19 protein-coding genes and 1 pseudogene are annotated in these 22,324 nt (G+C 70.5%); 9 read left to right on the top strand and 11 right to left on the bottom strand.

Annotated features, from left to right (window positions below; all coding sequences use genetic code 11):
• Positions 1-95 precede the first annotated feature (95 nt).
• The gene (locus tag KCH48_RS14825) at positions 96-1,292 is read left to right on the top strand and encodes an ROK family protein (RefSeq protein ID WP_210574295.1); all 1,197 of its coding nucleotides are present in this window, start codon (positions 96-98) and stop codon (positions 1,290-1,292) included.
• A 432-nt stretch (positions 1,293-1,724) separates the two neighbouring features.
• Positions 1,725-4,430 (top strand): pyruvate, phosphate dikinase, encoded by a 2,706-nt coding sequence (gene ppdK, locus KCH48_RS14820; protein ID WP_210574293.1) that lies wholly within the window; start codon positions 1,725-1,727, stop codon positions 4,428-4,430.
• Between the two features lie 112 nt (positions 4,431-4,542).
• Here the strand turns inward: ppdK and KCH48_RS14815 are convergent, their stop codons facing one another.
• Positions 4,543-4,953, bottom strand: coding sequence for a VOC family protein (locus KCH48_RS14815; protein WP_210574291.1), 411 nt, complete (start codon positions 4,951-4,953; stop codon positions 4,543-4,545).
• A 70-nt stretch (positions 4,954-5,023) separates the two neighbouring features.
• Complete coding sequence (locus KCH48_RS14810) at positions 5,024-5,425, bottom strand: excalibur calcium-binding domain-containing protein (RefSeq protein ID WP_210574289.1); 402 nt, start codon at positions 5,423-5,425, stop codon at positions 5,024-5,026.
• A 212-nt stretch (positions 5,426-5,637) separates the two neighbouring features.
• Here KCH48_RS14810 and KCH48_RS14805 point away from each other — a divergent pair, with 212 nt between their 5' ends.
• Together KCH48_RS14805 and KCH48_RS14800 are read left to right on the top strand one after the other, a co-directional pair.
• A complete protein-coding gene (locus KCH48_RS14805) occupies positions 5,638-6,054 on the top strand; it encodes a TIGR03668 family PPOX class F420-dependent oxidoreductase (protein WP_210574284.1) in 417 nt (138 codons plus the stop codon).
• Between the two features lie 76 nt (positions 6,055-6,130).
• Complete coding sequence (locus KCH48_RS14800) at positions 6,131-6,541, top strand: VOC family protein (protein ID WP_210574277.1); 411 nt, start codon at positions 6,131-6,133, stop codon at positions 6,539-6,541.
• A 17-nt stretch (positions 6,542-6,558) separates the two neighbouring features.
• Here KCH48_RS14800 and KCH48_RS14795 read toward each other — a convergent pair whose 3' ends face one another.
• A complete protein-coding gene (locus KCH48_RS14795) occupies positions 6,559-7,005 on the bottom strand; it encodes a hypothetical protein (protein WP_210574275.1) in 447 nt (148 codons plus the stop codon).
• A 113-nt stretch (positions 7,006-7,118) separates the two neighbouring features.
• The gene (locus KCH48_RS14790; protein ID WP_307840886.1) at positions 7,119-7,628 is read right to left on the bottom strand and encodes a VOC family protein; all 510 of its coding nucleotides are present in this window, start codon (positions 7,626-7,628) and stop codon (positions 7,119-7,121) included.
• Here KCH48_RS14790 and KCH48_RS14785 point away from each other — a divergent pair.
• A pseudogene (locus KCH48_RS14785) lies at positions 7,548-9,202 on the top strand (IS200/IS605 family accessory protein TnpB-related protein). The gene KCH48_RS14790 and the pseudogene KCH48_RS14785 sit on opposite strands and share 81 nt — an antisense overlap.
• Positions 9,203-9,264: 62 nt before the next feature.
• On the opposite strand, the gene KCH48_RS14780 reads toward KCH48_RS14785, so the two are convergent.
• The 3 genes from KCH48_RS14780 to KCH48_RS14770 form a co-directional block, all read right to left on the bottom strand.
• The gene (locus KCH48_RS14780; RefSeq protein WP_210574273.1) at positions 9,265-10,425 is read right to left on the bottom strand and encodes an alkaline phosphatase PhoX; all 1,161 of its coding nucleotides are present in this window, start codon (positions 10,423-10,425) and stop codon (positions 9,265-9,267) included.
• A 207-nt stretch (positions 10,426-10,632) separates the two neighbouring features.
• On the bottom strand, positions 10,633-12,108 hold the full coding sequence (locus KCH48_RS14775) for a HAMP domain-containing sensor histidine kinase (protein WP_210574271.1): 1,476 nt from the start codon (positions 12,106-12,108) through the stop codon (positions 10,633-10,635).
• Entirely contained in the window at positions 12,105-12,803 is a 699-nt protein-coding gene (locus KCH48_RS14770; protein ID WP_210574268.1) for a response regulator transcription factor, read from the bottom strand. The genes KCH48_RS14775 and KCH48_RS14770 overlap by 4 nt, the downstream gene beginning before the upstream one ends.
• Positions 12,804-13,109: 306 nt before the next feature.
• On the opposite strand from KCH48_RS14770, the gene KCH48_RS14765 reads away from it, so the two are divergent.
• The 4 genes from KCH48_RS14765 to KCH48_RS14750 all read left to right on the top strand — a co-directional run bounded on the left by KCH48_RS14765 (position 13,110) and on the right by KCH48_RS14750 (position 17,023).
• Positions 13,110-13,715 carry a carbonic anhydrase gene (locus tag KCH48_RS14765; RefSeq protein WP_210574266.1) on the top strand — a complete coding sequence of 202 codons (606 nt, stop codon included), beginning with the start codon at positions 13,110-13,112 and terminating at the stop codon, positions 13,713-13,715.
• Positions 13,712-15,472 (top strand): SulP family inorganic anion transporter, encoded by a 1,761-nt coding sequence (locus KCH48_RS14760; protein ID WP_210574264.1) that lies wholly within the window; start codon positions 13,712-13,714, stop codon positions 15,470-15,472. The genes KCH48_RS14765 and KCH48_RS14760 overlap by 4 nt, the downstream gene beginning before the upstream one ends.
• Positions 15,473-15,501: 29 nt before the next feature.
• Positions 15,502-16,428 carry an oxidoreductase gene (locus tag KCH48_RS14755; RefSeq protein ID WP_210574262.1) on the top strand — a complete coding sequence of 309 codons (927 nt, stop codon included), beginning with the start codon at positions 15,502-15,504 and terminating at the stop codon, positions 16,426-16,428.
• Positions 16,429-16,534: 106 nt separating this feature from the next.
• Entirely contained in the window at positions 16,535-17,023 is a 489-nt protein-coding gene (locus KCH48_RS14750; RefSeq protein ID WP_210574260.1) for an excalibur calcium-binding domain-containing protein, read from the top strand.
• A gap of 36 nt (positions 17,024-17,059) precedes the next feature.
• On the opposite strand, the gene nirD is transcribed toward KCH48_RS14750, so the two are convergent.
• The 4 genes from nirD to KCH48_RS14730 form a co-directional block, all read right to left on the bottom strand.
• On the bottom strand, positions 17,060-17,437 hold the full coding sequence (gene nirD, locus KCH48_RS14745; protein ID WP_210574258.1) for a nitrite reductase small subunit NirD: 378 nt from the start codon (positions 17,435-17,437) through the stop codon (positions 17,060-17,062).
• Positions 17,434-20,040, bottom strand: a complete 2,607-nt coding sequence (gene nirB, locus KCH48_RS14740) for a nitrite reductase large subunit NirB (RefSeq protein WP_210574256.1) — start codon at positions 20,038-20,040, stop codon at positions 17,434-17,436. Before nirB ends, nirD begins: the two co-directional genes overlap by 4 nt.
• Positions 20,040-21,254 (bottom strand): NAD(P)/FAD-dependent oxidoreductase, encoded by a 1,215-nt coding sequence (locus KCH48_RS14735; protein WP_210574254.1) that lies wholly within the window; start codon positions 21,252-21,254, stop codon positions 20,040-20,042. The genes nirB and KCH48_RS14735 overlap by 1 nt, the downstream gene beginning before the upstream one ends.
• Positions 21,255-21,557: 303 nt before the next feature.
• Positions 21,558-22,247 (bottom strand): class F sortase, encoded by a 690-nt coding sequence (locus tag KCH48_RS14730; protein ID WP_210574252.1) that lies wholly within the window; start codon positions 22,245-22,247, stop codon positions 21,558-21,560.
• Positions 22,248-22,324: the final 77 nt, after the last annotated feature.

Genomic DNA, 22,324 nt, shown 5'->3' with positions numbered 1-22,324 from the left:
CCGATCGGTTCGGCGCTGGCTACCGTAGAGTTACGTCTATTTAACACGCAAAACTCAATATGTAATGCAGGCTTGAGAAACACAAGGGGGTGTGCATGGCCGGTCGGACTCAGGCGAGCGCCGGAGAGCTGCTGGAACTGGTGCGCAGCGGCCGTGCGACGACTCGTGGTGCCCTCCAGCAAGTGACGGGTCTCTCACGCGCCACCGTCGGCCAGCGTCTCGACCGTCTCTTCCGCGCGGGCTGGCTGCGCGAGGGCGCCGGCGGCCGGGTCGAGTCCCCGCTCGGCGGTCGCCCCTCGATCACCCTGGAGTTCGACGACGAGCACGCCGTCGTCCTCGCCGCCGACCTGGACACCCGGCACGCCCGCGCCGCCGTCCTCTCGCTCACCGGCGAGATCCTCGCCGAGCACTCCGGCACGCTGGTCGTCGAGGACGGCCCGGACGCCGTACTCGGCGATCTCGGCCACTGGTTCGCCGAGCTCCTGGAGAAGGCCGGTCACCGGGCCGACGAGGTCTGCGGCATCGGGCTCGCGGTGCCCGGCCCCGTCGACCGCGACACCGGCCGCGTCGTCCAGCCGCCGATCATGCCCGGCTGGGACGGCTACGACATACGGGGCCGCCTCGCCCGGGCCTTCACCGAGCACACGGGCGCCGCACCCGTCCCCGTCCTCGTCGACAACGACGCGAACCTCATGGCGTACGGCGAACAGCGCACCAGCCACCCCGACTGCTCGGCCTTCGTGCTGGTCAAGGTGTCCACCGGTATCGGCGCGGGCGTCGTCGTCGACGGCTCGGTCTACCGGGGCATCGACGGGGGCGCGGGCGACCTCGGGCACATCCGGGTGGGCGCGGAGGCGCTGTGCCGGTGCGGTTCGTACGGCTGTCTGGCCGCCGTCGCCAGCGGTGGTGCCGTGGCCCGGCGGCTGGCGGAGACCGGGGTGCCGGCGGCCTCCGGCTCGGATGTACGGGATCTGCTGGCGGCCGGGCATCCGGAGGCGGCGGCGCTCGCGCGGGAGGCCGGGCGGGCGGTCGGGGACGTACTGGCGACCGTCGTGACGCTGCTGAACCCCGGGGTTCTGATGATCGCCGGGGATCTGGCCGGAACTCCCTTCCTCACCGGCGTACGGGAGCTGCTGTACCAGCGGGCGCTGCCGCGTTCCACCGCTCATCTGGAGGTCGTGACCTCGCGGCTCGGTGAGCGGGCCGGTCTTGTGGGGGCGGGGGCGTTGGTCGTCGAGTACCTGTATGCGCCGGAGCGGGTGGAGGAGCGGTTGCTGGCGCTCGGTCTGTAAGCAAGACGTTGTGTAAGCAGCACGTTTCGGTCCGGATACCTGTCCGCGGGGCGTCCGCATGGTGAAATTCCGTCGCGTGTGGCAGCGTGATTCTCGCCACCCTTGATAAGGGTTGCGCTCAGATGAGCGGATCTTGAGCGGCTGCACTTCTCCAAGGGGTGGCACTGAGTGCCACCCCTTGATCGTTCATCGATCGAAATCAGACGTGCTGAGAGCCGCTCAGGTGAGCGATAATGGCGACATGCGGGGCTTGGCCCGTTCAAGAGGTGAACACATGGCCGGGCTATTCCTTGCCAAGCTTTGACTTTCGATCCTGTGGCGGACGGCTGGTTACAGGCTCATGACGCACAAGTGGACGTACCCAGGCGCCTTCGAACTGGGTATGTTCCTGGCCGTCAGGGCAGCCACCGCGTCCTCGAGGAGTTGGGACCCGTGTCGGAAAATCAAAAGTTCGTTTACGACTTCACCGAGGGCAACAAGGAACTCAAGGACCTCCTCGGCGGAAAGGGTGCGAACCTCGCCGAGATGACCAATCTGGGTCTTCCGGTCCCTCCGGGCTTCACCATCACCACCGAGGCCTGCAAGGTCTACCTCGACAGCGGCGAGGAGCCGGTGGCACTGCGTGACGAGGTGAGCGCGCACCTCGACGCCCTCGAAGCGACGATGGGCAAGAAGCTCGGACAGGCCGATAACCCCCTCCTCGTATCGGTACGTTCCGGGGCGAAGTTCTCGATGCCCGGCATGATGGACACGGTCCTCAACATCGGTCTCTCCGACAAGTCCGTGCAGGGCCTCGCCAAGCAGGCCGGCGACGACCGGTTCGCCTGGGACTCCTACCGCCGCCTCATCCAGATGTTCGGCAAGACCGTCCTCGGCGTCGACGGCGACCTCTTCGAGGACGCGCTGGAAAAGGCCAAGGAGGCCAAGAAGGTCACGGTCGACACCGAGCTGGAGGCCGCCGACCTCAAGAAGCTGGTCACCCGCTTCAAGAAGATCGTCAAGACCGAGGCCGGCCGGGACTTCCCGCAGGACCCGCGCGAGCAGATGGACCTCGCCATCCACGCCGTCTTCGACTCCTGGAACACCGACCGGGCCAAGCTGTACCGCCGCCAGGAGCGCATCCCCGGCGACCTCGGCACCGCGGTCAACATCTGCTCGATGGTCTTCGGCAACCTCGGCCCGGACTCGGGCACGGGCGTCGCCTTCACCCGTGACCCGGCCAGCGGCCACCAGGGCGTGTACGGCGACTACCTGCAGAACGCGCAGGGCGAGGACGTGGTGGCAGGCATCCGCAACACGGTCCCGCTCGCCGAGCTGGAGTCGATCGACAAGAAGTCGTACGACCAGCTGATGCAGATCATGGAGACCCTGGAGAACCACTACAAAGACCTCTGCGACATCGAGTTCACCATCGAACGCGGCCAGCTGTGGATGCTCCAGACCCGCGTCGGCAAGCGGACGGCGGGCGCGGCCTTCCGTATCGCGACCCAGCTGGTGGACCAGGGGCTGATCGACGAGGCCGAGGCGCTTCAGCGCGTCACCGGCGCCCAGTTGGCCCAGCTGATGTTCCCGCGCTTCGACGAGGACACGAAGGTCGAGACGGTCGGCCGGGGCATCGCGGCGTCGCCGGGTGCGGCGGTCGGCAAGGCGGTCTTCGACTCGTACACCGCCGTGAAGTGGTCGCGTTCGGGCGAGAAGGTGATCCTGGTCCGCCGGGAGACCAACCCCGACGACCTGGACGGCATGATCGCGGCGGAGGGCATCCTGACGTCCCGCGGCGGCAAGACGTCCCACGCGGCCGTGGTCGCGCGCGGCATGGGCAAGACGTGCGTGTGCGGCGCGGAGGAGCTCGAGGTCGACACCAAGCGGCGCCGGATGACGGTGCCGGGTGGTCACGTGGTCGAGGAGGGCGACGTGATCTCGATCGACGGTTCGTCCGGCAAGGTCTACCTGGGCGAGGTCCCGGTGGTCCCGTCTCCCGTCGTGGAGTACTTCGAGGGCCGGATGCACGCGGGTGCCAACGACGCCGACGAGCTGGTCGAGGCCGTACACCGGATCATGGCGTTCGCCGACCGCAAGCGCCGGCTGCGGGTACGCGCCAACGCGGACAACGCGGAGGACGCGCTGCGGGCGCGGAGGTTCGGCGCGCAGGGCATCGGACTCTGCCGTACGGAGCACATGTTCCTCGGCGACCGCCGCGAACTGGTCGAGCGCCTGATCCTCGCCGACACGGAGACGGAGCGCGAGGAGTCCCTGAAGGCCCTTCTCCCGCTCCAGAAGCAGGACTTCGTGGAGCTGTTCTCGGCGATGGACGGCCTCCCGGTGACGATCCGTCTCCTCGACCCGCCGCTGCACGAGTTCCTCCCCGACATCACCGAGCTGTCGGTCCGCGTGGCACTCGCCGAGTCCCGCCAGGAGCCGCACGAGAACGAACTGCGCCTCCTCCAGGCCGTCCACCGCCTGCACGAGCAGAACCCGATGCTGGGTCTGCGCGGTGTGCGCCTGGGCCTCGTGATCCCCGGCCTGTTCACCATGCAGGTACGGGCGATCGCCGAGGCCGCGGCCGAGCGCAAGAACGCCAAGGGCGACCCGCGCGCCGAGATCATGATCCCGCTCGTCGGCACGGTCCAGGAGCTGGAGATCGTCCGCGAGGAGGCCGACCAGGTCGTAGCGGAGGTACAGGCGGCGACGGGCACGGACCTGAAGCTGGCGATCGGCACGATGATCGAGCTGCCGCGCGCCGCGCTGACGGCGGGCCAGATCGCGGAGGCGGCGGAGTTCTTCAGCTTCGGCACGAACGACCTGACCCAGACGGTGTGGGGCTTCAGCCGGGACGACGTGGAGGCCTCGTTCTTCACCGCGTACCTGGAGAAGGGCATCTTCGGAGTGTCGCCCTTCGAGACGATCGACAGGGACGGCGTGGGCTCGCTGGTGAAGCTGGCCGCCGAGGCGGGCCGTGCGACCCGCCCCGACCTCAAGCTCGGCGTCTGCGGCGAGCACGGCGGCGACCCGGAGTCCGTCCACTTCTTCCACGAGGTGGGCCTGGACTACGTCTCCTGCTCCCCGTTCCGCATCCCGGTGGCGCGCTTGGAGGCGGGCCGGGCGGCGTCTCAGTCGCAGGGCAGCGACCACCGCTGACCCTCGGTCCCCGGAGCCGTCGTCCGTCCCCGACCCTCACCGATGGGCGGCGGTTCCGGCGCACGACGAGAGGGCGGCACCCCGTGCGGGGGGTGCCGCCCTCTCGCCCTTCCTATTCGCCTTCGCCCAGCTCGGTGAAGAGGGTCAGCTGGAGCGCACCCGGCGCCTCCAGCCGGGAGTTGAGCGAATTCCACGGCGTCCGCGTCGGCTCGGCGACCACCTCGGCACCGGCGGCGGCCAGCCTCGCCGTGACGGCGGCGGAGTCACCCACCTGGAACGCCACGCGGATATGCCCGGCCACCCGCCGCCCGACCTCCACCTCGTCGATGAACGCCGCATGATTCGGATCGGTCAGCTCCAGCGTGGCCCGCCCCGCATCGAGGATCGTGACGTGCCCGCCGGGTGAGGAGAACGCGGCCTGTTCGGTCAGGCCGAGGACATCCCGGTAGAAGTGCAGGGCGGCGTCGTAGTCGTCCGCTGTGACGACGAGGCGGAGTTCACGGACGGCGGGTTCGTCAGACATGTCGGCCTGCTCTCTGAAGATCGCGGATACGCTCTCGTCAACTCGCCGACAGACGCCCCGATTCCGCGGCTCAGCGAACCTCGCGCCGCCGACGCACCACGACCAGCAGCCCACCCCCGGCGAGCAGAACGGCCGCACCGCCACCCGCGATGTACGGCGTGACACTGTTGCCGCCGGTCGCCGCGAGGTCGGTGTCGTCCTGCCCCGCAGCGTCCTCGTCTTCGCCGCTGCCCTCGTCCTCGGCGGGGACGAAGCCCGCGGGCGGGTTGTCACAGCCGACGCCGTCCTGATCGCGGTCCAGGTGCTCCCCGTAGTGCTCGTCGCCCTCCTTGATATTGGAGTACCCGTTGTCGTACGCCTCGGAGCAGTTCTCGAACGGGTGATTGCCGTCATGCGCCTCGGCAGTGACAGGCAGAGCGGCCAGTGCCAACGCGGCGACAGCCACGGCGGCAGGCTTGTGGAACGACTTCACGGAGAGCCCCCTCAATGTGCGCGGATATCCATACGCCTGATCACACAGAGGCAATCGGCCGGATATGAGGTGACGAAAGTATTGGGGGGCTGCTGATGCCGCGGCGAAATGCCGGACACGTGATGCGAACGTGACGTGACCGGACGGTAGCTCTCCGCTCATGGGTTGGCGTTCTGTAAACCCGGTGATGCTTCAGCTCTACCGTGGAATGCGTGAAGCTCTCGCCGCTCGTCGCCCGGAAACGCTTTGCCGGATCCCCTGTCGCACGGCTGGCGACCGCCGACGCCAATGGAGTGCCCCACGCCGTGCCGGTGACCTTCGCCGTCCTGGACGACGTCGTGTATTTCGCGGTGGACCACAAACCCAAGAGCACATGGCAACTGCGGCGGCTCCGCAACATTCGGGAGAATCCCTCGGTGACGGTCCTGGTCGACCACTACGCCGAGGACTGGTCGACGTTGTGGTGGGCTCGTGCCGACGGACGCGGGGAAGTGCTGGAGGACGGGCAAGAGCGGCATCGCGCGGTGGAGTTGCTGCGCGACAAGTACGACCAGTACCGGGACTCTCCTCCCCAGGGTCCCGTGGCCGCCATTCGGGTCGAGCGGTGGAGCGGCTGGGCGTTCGCATAACCTGGCCCGCTGCCAAGACCGGCCGCGCCGGCGGAGCAAGCAGTCGAGCACTCGGATCTTGTGGCAAGATCGCCGGATGCTACGACTAACCGACTTCATCATCGATTGCCCGGACACGATGAAGCTGGCAGCCTTCTACTCCGAGGTGATCGGGCTCCCGGTCAAGGAGGGCAGTAACGAGGACTGGGCCGGTATCAAGTGCGGCGAGATCGAGCTGGCCTTCATTCGGGTGGAGGACTACCGCGCCCCGCAGTGGCCCGACAGCGAGCACCCCAAGCAGTTCCACCTCGACTTCGAAGTCGATGACGTCGAGGCCGAACAGCGCCGGGTCTTGGCCCTCGGCGCGACCCTGGAGCGGGACTGCGTCGGCCCCGACGGCTACGGCTTCCGCGTCTACACCGATCCCATCGGCCACCCCTTCTGCCTCTGCCGCAACAAGGGTGTCATCTGGACCGATCAGGGCCTCATCTGGCCCAAGCGCGACTAGGTGTGCTGTCCGGCCGCTCACGCCGGCGGGTCCTTGCGCCAGGTCCAGTGCGCGTCGGGCGGCTCCTCGCCCAGTACGCGGAGCGAGTCGGTGGAGATCTGGGCAAGTCGGTCGACCTCGTCGAGGCCGAACCACATCTCGTGATTCTCCGAGCGCCCGCTGCGCGGCGGGTGGGCGTCCGGGTCGGACCAGCCGAGCGACAGCAGTCGCTGCTTCTGTGCCTCGGTCATTTTCCGGTACGCCAATGAGACGCATTCGGCGCCGAACCCGTCGTCCCACCTCATGAACTGCACGTAACGCCCCGTATCCTGCCGAGGTTTGGGGCGCCGCTGCCACCAGTGCCGGCCCGGAGCATCGGGCGCCGGCTCGGGGTCGGGCTCGGAGACCACCAGGGTGTCCCTCTCGCGCATACCGGTCACTTCCGCCCGCAGCCGGTCACGGAACTCGCTCCATGCCTCGTCCATCGGGCCAACGTACCGGCACCGATCGGGGAGACATCCCACCAGGGCTTTTCGTTTGGATCAGCGCTGGGCCACGCCACCTGGCCCCGGAGCGTCGGCGTCCGCCCGATCCCGCTTCAGTGCTCGGCGTCGAGCAACTCCCCGTGCACATACGTCGTCTCGCGCGGCGCCACGCAGAACAGGTGACCGGCGGGGTCGGTGAACACCCGGAACTGGTCGGCGCCCGACTGGTGTTCGTGCATGGTCGCGCCGAGTTCGAGGAGGCGGCGTTCGATCGTGGGCATGTCCTCGTCGACGGCGAACTCCAGGTGATGGCGGCGCGGGGCGGCCGGGTCCGGCCAGTGGGGTGGTTGGGGGGTAATGAGCTGCTGTCGATCGACTGCGCACGGGCGCGTTCTGGTGTGTATGAGTGAGTGTCCTGGCGGCGGGTGCGGGCGTCCGGGATGGGAACGAAGGTTCCTACATCGAATGCGTGACCCTTGCGGGCGGTGGGTCGTTGGGTGGGGCAGTGGGTTCTTCGGCTTGTGTAGTGCGGGGGGAACGGGGTGGGTGGGCTGCGGGAGGTGGCGGCGCCGTTCGTGGTGCCCGGCCCCTGCGGGGTCGCGATCCGTACCCGGCTCAAGCACCTGAGTGCCGGGGACGAGAAGGTGCTTCGGCCGGTCGGTGATCTGCTCGGCACGCTCGCCTCCCGCGACCTCAAAGCGCGGTGTGCGGCCGGGACGGATCACGACGCCGAGCGATGGGCCGAGCGCAAGCGCACCCTCACCAAGCAGTCCTCCTCCCGCTGGGCCGGGGCGATCACGAAGGCCACCCACGATCAGTGGGCGCTCGCCCGCCGCGGCCAGCTCGCACACATCCACAGCCTTCAAGCCGGGATCGAGACGATCACCCACCGGCTGTCGAGGCCCATCGGTGAGAAGGGCAGCAAGCGCGCTCCGGGCGGGTACCGCAGTCGGCAGGGGTGGTTCGCCAAGTCCCGCCGCCTGCACGTACTCGAAGACCGGCTCGACGCGGCGCGGGCCGACCGCGAGGCCGGAATCGTGCGCGTGGTGCGGGGCGGCAAGCGGCTGCTGAACACCCGGCACCACCTTCAGGAAGCCCAGCTCACCGATGCCGGATGGCGTGCCCGGTGGGAGGCGGGGCGGCGGTTCCTGCAGGCGGACGGCGAGACCGGCAAGCGGTACGGCAACGAGACCATCCGCGTCACGCCCGACGGCGAGGTCTCGCTCAAGCTCCCGGCGCCGCTGGCGCACCTGGCGAACGCGCCGCACGGCCGCTACGTGCTCACCGCCCGGGTGAGCTTCGCGCACCGGGGCGAGCAGTGGGCCGACCGGGTCGCCGCCAACCGGGCCGTCGCCTACCGCATCCACGAAGACACCGTGCGGGGCCGCCGGTACCTGACCGCGTCATGGACGAACCCGCCCGTGGCCCTCGTGCCGCTGGAGGCGGCCCGCGCGCACGGCATGGTCGGCGTGGACACCAACGCCGACCACCTCGCCGCCTGGACCACCACGGCAACCCCACCGGCGAACCGCTCCGGTTCGGCTACGACCTGTCCGGCACCGCCGGCCACCGCGACGCGCAAGTCCGCCACGCACTGATCCGCCTACTGCACTGGGCCAAACGACGTGGTCTGTCCATCGCGGTCGAGGACCTCGACTTCACCGCGGAGAAGACCCGCGAGAAGCACGGCGGCCGCAAGCGGTTCCGCAAGCTCATCTCCGGCATGCCGGTCAGCAGGCTGCGGGCCCGGCTGGTGTCGATGGCTGCCGAACTCGGCGTCACCATCGTCGCCGTGGACCCGGCCTACACCTCTCGCTGGGGCGCCCAACACTGGCAAAAGCCCCTCACCAGCAAGACCCGTAAGACGACCCGCCACGACGCAGCGGCCGTGGCGATCGGAAGGCGCGCCCTGGGGCACCCGATCCGGCGACGGACGGCACCGCCCCCTGCTCACCGGAGTGATGAGCAGGGGCATCGGACCGTCCAGGCCCGACCGGGCACCCCGGGGCGTGAGGGAAACCGCCCGCGCATCCCCGGACCACGGACACGATCCGTGCGCGCCGGACGCGGAGCGAACGCGGTCGACCAGAACGCCCAACACCGTACGGGGCGTTCGGCTGAGCATGAGTCCTGGCAACAGGACTCACTCCCGCTCAGTCTTTGGGAACGGTCACGGCGAAGAAGGTCACGGTCATGACGGAAGCCTAAGCAGGCCGTGGGGCGTCCCGCACGGCACGGACGCCCCCGCCGGACGGGCCGCTACGCGCGGAAGGGCCCCGTCACCTCGTATGTGATCCCACCGGCCGAACTTCCGCTGGTCCCCCGCTGGCTGGAGAAGTACAGCCGGGAGCCGTCGGGCGAGAAGGCCGGGCCGGTGATCTCCGAGCCGGACTGGCCGTCGATGCGCAGGAACGGTGCGATGACGTCGTCCGGGGTGATGACGCAGATGTCCATGGTGCCGCCGTCCTCGGCGACGAAGAGGTCGCCGGAGGCGGAGCCGGTGATGTTGTCGACGCCGGTGAGGGGGGCCGTGCCCGAGGTCACCAGGGAGTCGTCGTACGCCAGCTCGTAGGTGTTCGACGTCAGGTTGAGCTGCCAGACGCGGTTGTCGCCCTTGGTGGTGAACCAGACCGTGTCGTCGGCGTAGTGACAGCCCTCGCCGCCGTTGAAGGACTTCGAGCCGGAGACCTGCGTGCGGGTGGACGTCGGGGAGCCGTCCGGGTCGGGGACGTTGGCCCAGGTGAAGGAGCCGGACGTACCCGACCCGGCGACCATGACCTGAAGGGTGCCGGAGGCGAGGTTGCCCCAAGTGGTCGGTACGAAGCGGTAGAAGCGGCCGTTGGACTCGTCCTCGGTCAGGTAGATGACCTTGCGCACGGGGTCGGCGGCCGCGGCCTCGTGCTTGAAGCGGCCCATGGCGTCGCGGCGCACGGCGGCGTTCACGCCCCAGGGGTCCGTCTCGTACACGTAGCCGAGGGACACCTCCTCGCAGGACAGCCAGGTGTTCCACGGGGTCTTGCCGCCCGCGCAGTTCTGGCGGGTGCCGGCCAGGATGCGGTACGCGCCCGTGATCGCGCCGGTCGACGAGAACTTCACCGCGCTCGCGCCGCCGGACGGGTTGATCTCCGAGTTGGAGACGTAGATCCAGCCGCTGCCGTCGGTGTAACAGGCGCCGCCGTCCGGGGCGTTGTGCCAGGTGTACGACGTGCCGGGAACCGTCTGGCCGGAGCGGGCTATCACTCGGCTGGTGAAGCCGCTGGGGAGTCTGATGCCGCGGGCGTCCGGCGAGCCGAGCGCTCCGTACGGGCCGGTGCCGGGCTGCGCGGGTGCGGCGTACGCGGCGCCGCGCCACAGGGTTCCGCCGAAGACGGCGGAGGACCCGCCGAGGACGGCCGCACGCAGGACAGTACGACGTTCCACTCTCGCTCCAAGGGTGGCATGACCGCCCCGTCACCGATCGGCGACGGGGTCGTGCGGTCACGGAACCTATGGGCGCGGGTTACCGCCCTCGGAGACCCTGGGTTGACGTGTCATGGACAGGTTGTGACGGGGCTGTGCGGCGGCTGTGGCGGGCTCGGGCGCCGTTGCCATCAGGCCGATCCGGCCGCTCACGCCGATCAAGACCGCTCATGCCGGAAGCGCCGGTGCCTCGCGGCGGCGTGGTGGGCCCGGCCTGGTGATGGGGTGGCCGCCGGCGGACGGGTCCGCGGAGGGCAGGCGGACCACGGCGTCGAGCCCTCCCGTCGCCGCGGCGTGCAGCCTCGCCTCGCCGCCGCTCGCGTGCGCGAGCCGTTGGACCAGCGAGAGCCCTAGGCCTGTACCGCCCTTGGGGGCGCCGGGCGCGCGCCAGAACCGGTCGAAGGCGCGGTGGCGCTGGTCCGCGGTCATGCCGGGGCCCTCGTCGGTGACGTGCAGGTCGACCCAGCAGGGGCGGCTGTCGCGCAGCGCCCGGCGGGCGGGGACGAGGAGCCGTAGCTCGATGGTCACCGTGCTGTCGGACGGGGAGGCCCGCAAGGCGTTGGACAGCAGGTTGTCCAGGATCTGCTCGACGGCCCCGGGCACCGCGAGCACCGGGCCCACGCTGCCGGCGAACAGGACCAGCGCGACCCCCTGCTGCTCGAACAGCGCCCCCCAGGTCCGGTGCCGCTCCGCGCAGACCGCGCCCACGTCGACCGGCCCGGGAGTGACCGCGTCCTCCTCCAGCCGGGCCATCGCCAGCAGGCCCTCGACCATCCGGGACAGCCGGTCCGTCTCGGTGACGGCGGCGGCGAGGCTGCCCCGGCCGCGCGCCAAGACGTTCGGCTCCAGGTTCTCCAGCCGCAGCCGCAGTGCCGCGAGCGGCGTCTTGAGCTGGTGCGAGGCCTCGCCCGCGAAGGCGTGCTGGGAATCGAGGAGATGGGCGAGCCGGGCCGCCGTACGGTTGAACGCGGCGGCCAGCCTGCGTACTTCGGGCGGGCCCTTGGTGATCGTCACCGGCTCGGCGCAGCCGCCGTCCGCCAACGCGTGCGTGGCCCGCTCCAGTTCACGGATGGGGCGGCCGGTCCAGCGGGCGATGCCGAAGCCGACCAGGGTGACCGCGGCGAGCACCCCGAGCCCGCCGAGAGCGAGCAGCAGCCACACATCGTGGACGCGTTCATGCACCGTCCGCGTGGGCACCGTGAGCCATACGGCACCCCGCGCCCCCTCCCCGACGGGCGCGGCGACGGAGAGGTATTCCACCCCGCCGATGGTCGACGTACGGACATCCACCGTGGACGTGCCCCGGAGCGCCGCCGCGATCCCCGGGCGGGTCGGCAGTGCGCGCACCGCCTGCCCGGTCAGCGGATGCGAGGTGGCGAGCAGGGTGCCCGAGGCGTCCACGACCACCACCTTCCCGCCGATGCGCACCGCGCAGTGCGCCGCCCGGCCGGGCAGGTCCCGCTCGGCCCGGCCGGCCGCCAGGGACAGCGCGGCGTACGCGGACACCGACTCGGCCTCGTCCCTCGCCAGGCCCACCACCCGCTCCCGCTCGCCCCGCGAGTACACGAAGCCCAGCGGGACCTCCAGACAGAGCAGCACCAGGGCGGCCAGGCTGAGATAGCTGAACAGCAGCCGACGCGTCATGTCGGCTCGTTCGGCCCGGACTGCACCGCCAGCCGGAAGCCGATCCCGCGCAGGGTCTGGATCCACGCGGGGTGCCCCAACTTCCGGCGCAACGCGGCGACATGGACATCCAGGGTCTTGGTCGGGCCCTCGTAGTGCGGGTCCCACACCCGGTCGAGGATCTGCTGCCGGGAGTAGACGGCGCCCGGGTCCTCGGTGAGCAGCGCCAGCAACTCGAACTCCTTGGGAGTCAGGGGGATCTGCACCTCACCGACCCAGACCTGGCGGGTACGGCGGTCCACCACGAGGGGCCCGGGCTCGTACGCCGGTTCCGGCGCGGACTCCGCGGGCTCCTGCGTGCGCTGCGTCCGCCGGGTCACCGCCCGCACCCGCGCCACCAACTCCCGTACGCTGAACGGCTTCGCGAGATAGTCGTCGGCGCCCAGCTCCAGGCCCAGCACGCGGTCGGCCTCCTCGCCGCGCGCGCTGAGGATGACGATGGGGACGTCGGAGGTCTGCCGGATGCCCCGGCAGACGTCGATGCCGTCCATGTCCGGCAGCCCCAGATCGAGCAGGACCACATCGCCGTACGGACCTCTCAGACCCTCGGTGCCGGTGGCGACGCGATCGACCGTCAGCCCGAAGTGCCCGAGCCCCTCGGCGAGCGGCTCGGCGATCGTCTCGTCGTCCTCGATGAGCAACACGTGTAGGCCCATAGGTCCCGTCTCTCCGTGAATCCGGACAACAACACGACAATGCGTATCAACATCACGACAATGCGTTCGGTGTGTCGTGGAGTTGACACGTTACGAGGGATGCCAACCGTGCGTCGAGCGAATGCGGCACAGTGTGACCAGCCGCTCAGAAAGCGTTTGTCCGCTGCTATTTCCGCGTGTGTCACCGGCTCCGTGACAAAGAATGTCCGGCTGCTGGCCGCGCTCTGGTGTTGGCTTAACCTTCCTCTGTCCATCGCCCCTCTACGGTGTCGTGCACTGACCGAACTCCCAGTCGAGGAGGCACCGTTGAAGGCGTTGCTGGACCGCGCCCGCTCGTTCAAACGACACGTGGATTTCGAGAGCGGCGAATACCGGAAACTGGCCGAGGGGCAAAATCCCGAGGTCCTCTTCATTACCTGCTCGGACTCCCGGGTCATACCGGCGCTCATCACCGGAGCCCGCCCCGGAGAGATATTCGAGTTGCGCAACGCGGGCAATATCGTGCCGTCGTACGGGCAGCACGGCGCCGGTGGCGAGGCCGCCACCGTCGAATACGCGCTGGAGGTGCTCGGAGTTCAGGACATCGTGGTGTGCGGTCACTCACACTGCGGGGCGATGGGTGCGCTCATGTCCGGCGAGGACCTGACCGCGCTGCCGGGCGTGGACGCCTGGCTCCGCACGGCCCGCCCCGAGCTGGCATCGGTGCTGGCCGGCCCGTCCGACGATCCGTCGCTGCCGGAGGTGGTTCAGCGCAACGTCGTCAACCAGCTGGCCGCGCTGCGGAGTTACCCGGTGGTGCGGCAGCGGCTCGACGCGGGCCGGCTGCGGCTGCACGGCTGGTACTACGAGGTCCACACCGGCCGGGTGGCCGAACTGGACGACGACGGCCGCTTCCGGGTGCACGCCGGATGAGCGGGGCGCATGCGCGGGGCCGAAAACCAACGGTGCGAGGCAGCGCCCCAAAGGGGCGCGGGGCTGCAATCGATGTGCGGCTACCGCCGCGTGGGCGCGACCAGCCACAACGGCGCAGCAGCCGACCGACGACCCCGAAGGGCAATCCCAGCGGACCGCTCAGCACCGAGATCACCGCCTCCCTCGTTGTCTTCCTCGTCGCCCTCCCCCTGTGCATCGGCGTGGCCGTCGCATCCGGCGTCCCGCCCGAGCTAGGCATCATCTCCGGCGTCATCGGAGGCCTCGTGGTGGGCGCGTTCCGAGGCAGCACGCTCCAGGTCAGCGGGCCCGCCGCAGGCCTCGCCGCACTGGTCGCGGAGACCGTCGCGGAGCACGGCGTGGTCATGCTCGGTGTGATCGTCCTGTGCTCGGGGCTGCTGCAGATCATCCTCGGCCTGGTACGCCTCGGCCGGTTGTTCCAGGCGATCTCCCTCGCCGTCATCCAGGGCATGCTGGCCGGCATCGGACTGCCGCTGATGTTCAGCCAGGCCTATCCGATGGCCGACGCCAAGGCCCCCGGCACCCCGATCGAGAACATGGCCGGCATCCCGGGGCTGCTCGGCGACATCCTGACGGACCGGCAGGCGATGATCGCCGCGCTGCTCGGGGTCGTCACCATCGTGCTCAGCTTCGTGTGGAAGAAGGTGCCGGGGCCGCTGCGGAAGATCCCCGCCGCCCTGATCGCCGTGGGCATCGGCATCGCGGTCGCCGCACTGCCCGGCGTGGAGGTGAAGACCCTCCAGGTCGGCAGTCTGCTGGACTCCATACAGCCGCCGGGCGCCGGGCAGTTCGCGGGCCTCGCCGACGCGGCGATCATCACGTCCGTCCTCACCTTCACGGTCATCGCCTCCGCGGAGAGCCTGTTCACCGCGGCGGCCGTGGACCGGATGCACACCGGCCCGCGCACCCGCTACAACACGGAGCTCATGGCGCAGGGCGCCGGCAACACCCTCGCCGGGCTGCTGGGCGCGCTCCCGATCACCGCGGTCGTCGCCCGCAGCTCGGCGAACGTCCAGGCCGGCGCGAAGACCCGGCTCTCCCGCACGCTGCACGGCCTGTGGCTGCTCGCGTTCGCGCTGCTGCTGCCGCAGGTCCTCGCCCTGATCCCGGTCTCGGTGCTCGCGGGGGTCCTCGTGCACAGCGGCTGGAAGCTGTTCGCGCCCGAGGAGTTCCCGAAGATGTGGCGGCAGGACCGGGGCGAGTTCGTGGTGATGACGGTGACCACGCTGGTGATCGTGGCGACCGCGCTGCTCGAAGGCGTGATCGTCGGACTCGGCGCCGGGATCGTGCTGGCCGCGCTGCGCATGTCGCAGACGGTGATCCGGCAGCACACCGAGGAGGACACCGCCAAGGTCGTCATGGTCGGCAACGCCACCTTCCTGCGGCTGCCGCAGGTCATCGAGGCGCTGGAGGCGGCCGCCGCGTCGGGCAAGCCGAGGATCCGCCTCGATCTGACCGGCGTGACCCATCTGGACCACGCCTGCCGCAACCAGATCGAGGAGTTCACGGCCCAGCAGCGGGGGACGGGCACACGGGTGGAACTGCTGATGCCGGGCCCGGTGAGAGGGGCAGACCCCGCTCCCACCCCCACCGAACCCGCCCCCGCCGACGCCGACACGGCCGCGCTGCCCGCCCCGGGCCCCGGAGCCGAATGGTTCTACCTGGACACACGCCCCCTTCCGGCCGATTACGCCGGCCGCCCACCGCTCGTACGCTGAATCCAGCCGTCAGCGGAGGGAGCTCGGCCATGGCCGGCTGGAACACGATGGAGATTCCCGATCAGCACGGCCGCGTCGCCGTCGTCACCGGCGCCAACAGCGGCCTCGGCTACGTCACCGCGCGGGAGCTGGCCCGCAAGGGCGCCCGTGTGGTGCTCGCCTGCCGCAGCGAGGCCCGCGGCACCGAGGCCGGCGACCGGCTGGTCACCGAAGCGCCGGGCTCGGACGTGGAGTGCGGCCGGCTGGACCTGGCGGACCTGGGGTCCGTACGGGATTTCGCGGCCTGGTATCCGTACGACCGTCTCGATCTGCTGATCAACAACGCCGGGGTGATGGCCCTGCCGTACGGGACGACGGCGGACGGCTTCGAGACGCAGTTCGGGGTCAATCACCTGGGCCACTTCGCGCTCACGGGACGGCTGCTGCCGGTGCTGCTCGGCACGCCCGGGGCGCGCGTGGTGACCGTCTCCAGCGCCATGCACGCCCTGTCCAACATCGACATCGACGACCTCAACAGCGAGCGCCGCTACAGCCGTTGGATCGCCTACGCCCGATCCAAGACGGCCAACCTGCTCTTCACACACGAGCTGGCCCGCAGGGCGGCGGCCGCCGGCGCGGACCTCCTGGCCGCCGCCGCGCACCCCGGTTACGCCGAGACCAACCTCCAGACCGCAGGCCCCCGAATGGCGGGCAGCAAGCTCAGCGAACGGTTCATGCTCCTCGGCAACCGCATCTTCGCCCAGCCCGCCACCACCGGCGCCCTGCCCACCCTCTACGCCGCCACCGCCCCCGACGCGACCCCCGACTCCTTCACCGGCCCGTCACTCGCGGGCTGGCGAGGCGCACCGGGCCGGGCCTGGCGCGCCCCCTGGACGCTCAACAACCGGGCGGGGGAACGCCTTTGGGAGGCGTCGGAGCGGTTGACCAGGGTGACGTACGAAGGGTTGAAGGCCTGAGCAGTCGACCACCGATGCATCACAAGATGGTCACTTAACCTTCACAAGCGAGAGCGCGGCAATACGGTCATCCCCTCACGTAACACCTTCGGGGGGATGAGCAAGCATGAGCAACGCGTACACCACACCGCCCTGGCCGCCGCAGCCGCCGGCCTCCAGGCCCACGCCCACGCCCAAGTGGGCCAGGAAGCGGTACGTCCTGCCGGCGCTCGCCGTGGCGCTGTTCATCGGCGTCGGGATAGGCAACAGCGGCCAGGGCACGACGACGGACCAGGCGCAGCCCACGTCCGCCAAGCCACAGCCGACCGTCACTGTCACGGCGACGGCGACCGCGACCGCCACGGAGACGGCGGAGCCCGAAGCGGCGCCCACCGTGACCGCGACGAAGACCGTCGAGGTCACTGAGACCGTCACCGTCACGGCCCGGCCCGCCGCCGACGCGGACGCCGGATCCGGTGACGGCGGCGGCTCAGGCAGCGTCTACTACGGCAACTGCGACGCGGCCCGCGCCGCCGGTGCCGCGCCCGTGCGGGTCGGCGATCCCGGTTACGGCCGCCACCTCGACCGGGACGGCGACGGCGTCGGCTGCGAGTGAGACGCGGAAGGCCGGCCGGTGCGGTCGGCCTTCGTCTCAGCCGTCGGTCGTAGGAGCGCCGACGTCAGCGGTACGCACCTCGTACGCGGTGATCCGCACCGTGTCGTCGTCCAGGCACTGCCCGCTCTCCAGGTCGAAGCGCTGCTTCAGCAGCGGGGAGGCGACGAAGGGGCGGCCCTGGTGGGAGCCGATCAGGCCGCGGGAGAGGACGGCCGCGCCGACGAACGGGTCGCGGTTGTCGATGGCGTAGAGGTTGCCGGCCCGGTCGCGGAAGAGGGCTGCCTGCCGGCCGTCGGGCAGCAGGGCGGCCACGCCGCGGCCCGGCAGCAGGACGTTCAGGTCGCAGACGGTGAACCAGCTGTCGTCGAGGCGGAGTTGGACCAACAGATCGGTCGTCTCGGGGGCCAGGGTCATCGCTGGGCGCTTCCTTCCAGGACGTCATCGGCGGGGCGCAGGCCGATGGACAGCAACGGCAGGTCGGGCTTGATCTGGTCGCGCTCGGGGACGAAGCCGACGACGGGGTCGGGGGTGTCCGGCGCGTTCACGAAGGACACGAACCGGGCGAGCTTCTCCGGGTCGTTGATGGTGTCGGACCACTCGTCGCGGTAGTTGGCGACGTGTGCGGCCATCAGCGTCTCCAGCTCCTCGCAGATACCGAGGGAGTCCTCGACGACCACATCGCGTACGTGGTCCAGGCCGCCCGGGATCCGCTCCAGCCACGTCGACGTGCGCTCCAGGCGGTCGGCGGTGCGGATGTAGAACATCAGGAAACGGTCGATCAGTTTGATCAGCTCGGCGTCGGTCAGATCCTGCGCGAGCAGGTCCGCGTGGCGCGGGGTCGCGCCGCCGTTGCCGGCGACGTACAGGTTCCAGCCGTTGGACGTGGCGATCACGCCGAAGTCCTTCGACTGGGCCTCCGCGCACTCGCGGGCGCACCCCGAGACCGCGGACTTCAGCTTGTGGGGGGACCTGAGCCCCCGGTAGCGCAGCTCCAGGTCGATCGCCATGCGGACGGAGTCCTGGACGCCGTAGCGGCACCAGGTCTGGCCGACGCAGGACTTCACCGTGCGCAGGGACTTGCCGTAGGCGTGGCCGGACTCGAAGCCGGCGTCCACCAACCTCGTCCAGATCAGCGGGAGTTGCTCGACCCGTGCGCCGAACATGTCGATGCGCTGGCCGCCGGTGATCTTCGTGTAGAGGCCGAAGTCGCGGGCGATCTCGCCGATGACGATCAGGCCCTCCGGGGTGATCTCACCGCCGGGGATGCGCGGGACGACCGAGTACGAGCCGTTCTTCTGGAGGTTGGCGAGGAAGTGGTCGTTGCTGTCCTGGAGGGCCGCCTGCTCGCCGTCGAGGACGTAGCCGCTCGCGCCGATCGTCGGGGCGAGGGAGGCGATGATCGACGCCACCGCCGGCTTGCAGATCTCGCAGCCGTCGCCGCCCCGGGCGTCCTCGCGGCCGTAACGGTCCAGCAGATCCTGGTAGGTGTTGATGCGCAGGGCGAGGACGATCTCGTACAACTCCTCGCGGGTCTGCGAGAAGCAGCCGCACAGGCCCTTGTCGACCTCGACACCGCTGGCCTCCAGCTCCGCGGTGACCAGCTGGCCGAGCACCTTGACGCAACTGCCGCAGCCCGTACCGGCCTTGGTGCACTTCTTCACCTCGGGCACGGTCGTGCACTGGTGGTCGGTGACCGCGCCGCGGATCGTGCCCTTGGAGACGTTGTGGCAGGAACAGATGACCGCGTCGTCCGGCAGCGCGGACGGGCCGAGCTGGGCGCCGCCGCTCGCGCCGGCCGGCAGGACCAGCGACTCGGGTGCGATCGGCGGGACCGAGCCGGTCAGCGCGCGAAGGGTGCCGTACGCGTCCGCGTCGCCGATCAGGATGCCGCCGAGCAGGGTGCCGTCGCGGCCGATGACGAGCTTCTTGTACAGGCCCGCGCGGGAGTCGGAGTAGACGACGTCGAGGCAGTCGTCGGTGGAGCCGTGCGCGTCACCGAAGGACGCCACGTCCACGCCGAGCAGCTTCAGCTTGGTGGAGAGGTCGGCGCCGGTGAACTCCGCCTCGTCCCGCGCGATGGTCGCGGCGGCCGTCTCCGCCTGCTCGTAGCCCGGCGCCACCAGGCCGTAGACCCGGCCGTCGGACGCCAGCGCGCACTCGCCGATCGCGAAGACGTGCGGGTCGGAGACCGTACGGCACTGCTCGTCGACCGTGATGCCGCCGCGCTCGCCGACCGTCAGACCGCAGTCGCGGGCCAGCTGGTCGCGGGGGCGGACACCGGCGCTGAACACGACCAGGTCGGTGGCGAGTTCGGAGCCGTCGGACAGCTTCATGCCGGTCACGGCGCCGTCCGCGTCGACCACGATCTCCTGCGTGCCGACGCCCGTGTGGACGCTCAGGCCCATGTCCTCGATCGTGCGCAGCAGCGCCGCGCCGCCGCCGTCGTCCACCTGGACGGGCATCAGCCGGGGCGCGAACTCCACGATGTGGGAGGTGAGCCCGAGGCCCTGCAGCGCGCCCGCCGCCTCCAGGCCGAGCAGACCGCCGCCGACGACCGCGCCGGTCGTGGCCGTCTTCGCGTACTCCTCGATCGCGAGCAGATCCTCGATCGTGCGGTAGACGAAGCAGCCGGTGGCGTCCTTGTTGGGGACGGGCGGCACGAAGGGGAAGGAGCCGGTGGCGAGGACGAGGGTGTCGTACTCGAAGACCTCACCGGACCTGGCCGTGACCTTCTTCGCCTCGCGGTCCACGGAGACGGCCGGGTCGCCGACGCGCAGCTCGATCGAGTGCTTCTCGATGAACTCCATGTCTGTCATCGACAGGTCCTCGGGCGTCTTCCCCGAGAAGTACGAGGTGAGGCCGACGCGGTCGTACGCGGGGCGCGGCTCCTCGCACAGCACGACCACGCGGTGCGTGGCGGTCAGGCCGCGCTCGGCCAGCGCTTCGAGGAAGCGCTGGCCGACCATGCCATGGCCGACGAGCACGATCGTGGGGGTGGCCCCCAGGGTGGCGGTCATCAGGAGCCTCCATCGTTGGTGAGCAGGTGGAGCAGGGGGGCGCCGTCGGCGGGAAGCGGCTCTGCTCCCTCCCAGGCGCGGGCGAGGGCGCCCACGGTGCCGAGTTCGCCGACCAGTACGCCGCCGACCACGCGGTCGTCGCGGACGACGACCTTGCGGTAGGTGCCGCGGGTGGCGTCGGCGAGCTGGACGACGTCGTCGCCCGGCAGCGGCACGGTCTCGCCGAACGCGGCGAGGTCGAACGCGTCCGTCCCGTTCAGCGTGAGCCGGGTCAGCGAACGGGTGCCGGTGTAGCGGGCGCCCGCCTTCCCCGCCAGCATCTCGGCCAGTGCGTCGGCCTGTTCGAGGGCCGGAGTGGCGAGCCCGTACAGGACGCCGTCGTGCTGGGAGCAGTCGCCGATCGCCCGGATGTGCGGGTCGGACGTCCGCAGTTCGTCGTCCACGATGACGCCCTTGCGCACCGCGAGTCCGGCGATCTGGGCGAGGCCCACACGCGGGTGGACCCCGCAGGCCAGGACGACGAGGTCGGCGTCGAGGGCGTATCCGTCGGCCATCTCCACCGAGCGGACCGCGCCGCCGACGCAGCGCACGTCGCGCACGCGGCACTCGGTGTGGACCTCGACGCCGAGATCCTTGAGGTGCCGCAGCACCAGCCCCGAGGCGTTCGGGTCGAGCTGGCGCTCCATGAGCCGCTCGGACTGCTGGGCGAGCATGACCTGGGCGCCGCGCATGGCGAGTGCCCGGGCCGCGGAGACCCCGAGGAGCCCGCCGCCGATGACGACCGCGCGCACACCCGGCCGTACCGCCTTGGACAGGCCGAGGCAGTCGTCCATGGTCCGGAACGCGTGCACGCCCTCGGGCAGCTCGTGCTCGGGGGTGAACAGTCCGCGCAGCGGTGGGAGCACCGGGTTGGAGCCGGTGGCCAGGACCAGCGTGTCGTAGGGGATCTTCGTGCCGTCCGCGCACTCCACCTGCCGCCCGGCACGGTCGATCCCGGTGACCCGGGCCCGGACGAGACCGGTGGGAGAGGGCAGGGCGATCACCTCGGGGGCGTACCGGCCGGCCAGCACCTCGGCGAGCAGCACCCGGTTGTACGGCCTGTGCTCCTCCTCGCCGATCAGCGTCACGGGCGTGCCGAGCTCACCGAGCCGCCGGGCGAGACGTACGCCCGCGAGGCCGGCGCCGATCACCACCACACGCGTATTCGAGGTCATGCCCTTGAGCGTGCGGTGCCGGTGTTACCCGGCCGCATCACGTCTGTTTCCCGTGAGGAACGCTGCCCTCAGCGGAGGCCGGGGGTGTGTGTGAGGGTTCGGACGGTGCGCGGGTCGCGGACTGTGAGGCGGGGCCGGTACGGGTGCCCGAACCAGCGGTATCCGTGCGGTATCCGTGCGGTATCCGTGCGGCCACCATCGTCTACGAAGCGGGGGCGGGGCGGGCTGGAGGGGGCGGCTTTCAGCAGCTCACGGCCGGGGAGGCAGGCGGTGGGCACTGCCTTGAGTGCGAGGGGCAGGGAGTCAGCGGCTGCCCGTCAGATGCGCGAAGACGACCACGTTCCCCTGATATCCCGTCGCCCGTGAGTAGCCCCCGCCGCAGGTGATCACCCGTAGCTCGGGCCGGTTCGCCGCCCCGTACACCTTCTCGTCGGGGAAGTCCTTCGCGTCGTACACCTCGACGGCGTCCACGGTGAACACGGCGATCCCGCCGTCGCGCCGGTCCACCTCCACCGTGCTGCCCCGCTTCAGGGCGCCGAGGCCGTAGAAGACGGCGGGTCCGTCGGCGTTGTCGACGTGGCCCGCGACGATGGCGGTGCCCGTCTCGCCCGGGGTGGTGCCGGCCTCGTACCAGCCGGCGAGGTTCCGCTGCCCGGCCGGCGGGACGTCGAGACTGCCGGTCTTGGTGAGCCCGAGGCCCATGAGGGGGGCGTCCACGCGGAGGGATGGGATGCGGATGCGGTCGGGTGGGGAGGGGGGCAGGGCGGGGGTGGCGGGTAGGGCGGAGTGCCGTACGGACGCGTCGGCGTGTGCTTCCTGTGCTTCCTGTGCTTGCTGTGCTTCCTGGGCGGAGGGCTGCGGAGGGGTGTTGTGCGGCTGGGTGCCGCTGCTGAGCAGCCAGGCGCCGGTGCACAGGGCGGTGAGGGTCACGGCCGCTATCGCGGCGTTGGCTATGGAGGCGTTGGCTATGACGGCTTTGCCCGACCTGCGCATACGACCTCCTGAAGCGACCCCGTAAAACGACCCCCTGAAGCCGGCTGGCCCCGATCCCCCTCCGGGCCGCGAGGGGC

The organism is Streptomyces sp. GESEQ-4 (assembly GCF_017948455.1).
Lineage (GTDB): Bacteria > Actinomycetota > Actinomycetes > Streptomycetales > Streptomycetaceae > Streptomyces.
The sequence above is the reverse complement of the archived record's forward strand: the minus strand, read 5'-3'. Positions and strand labels throughout refer to the sequence as shown.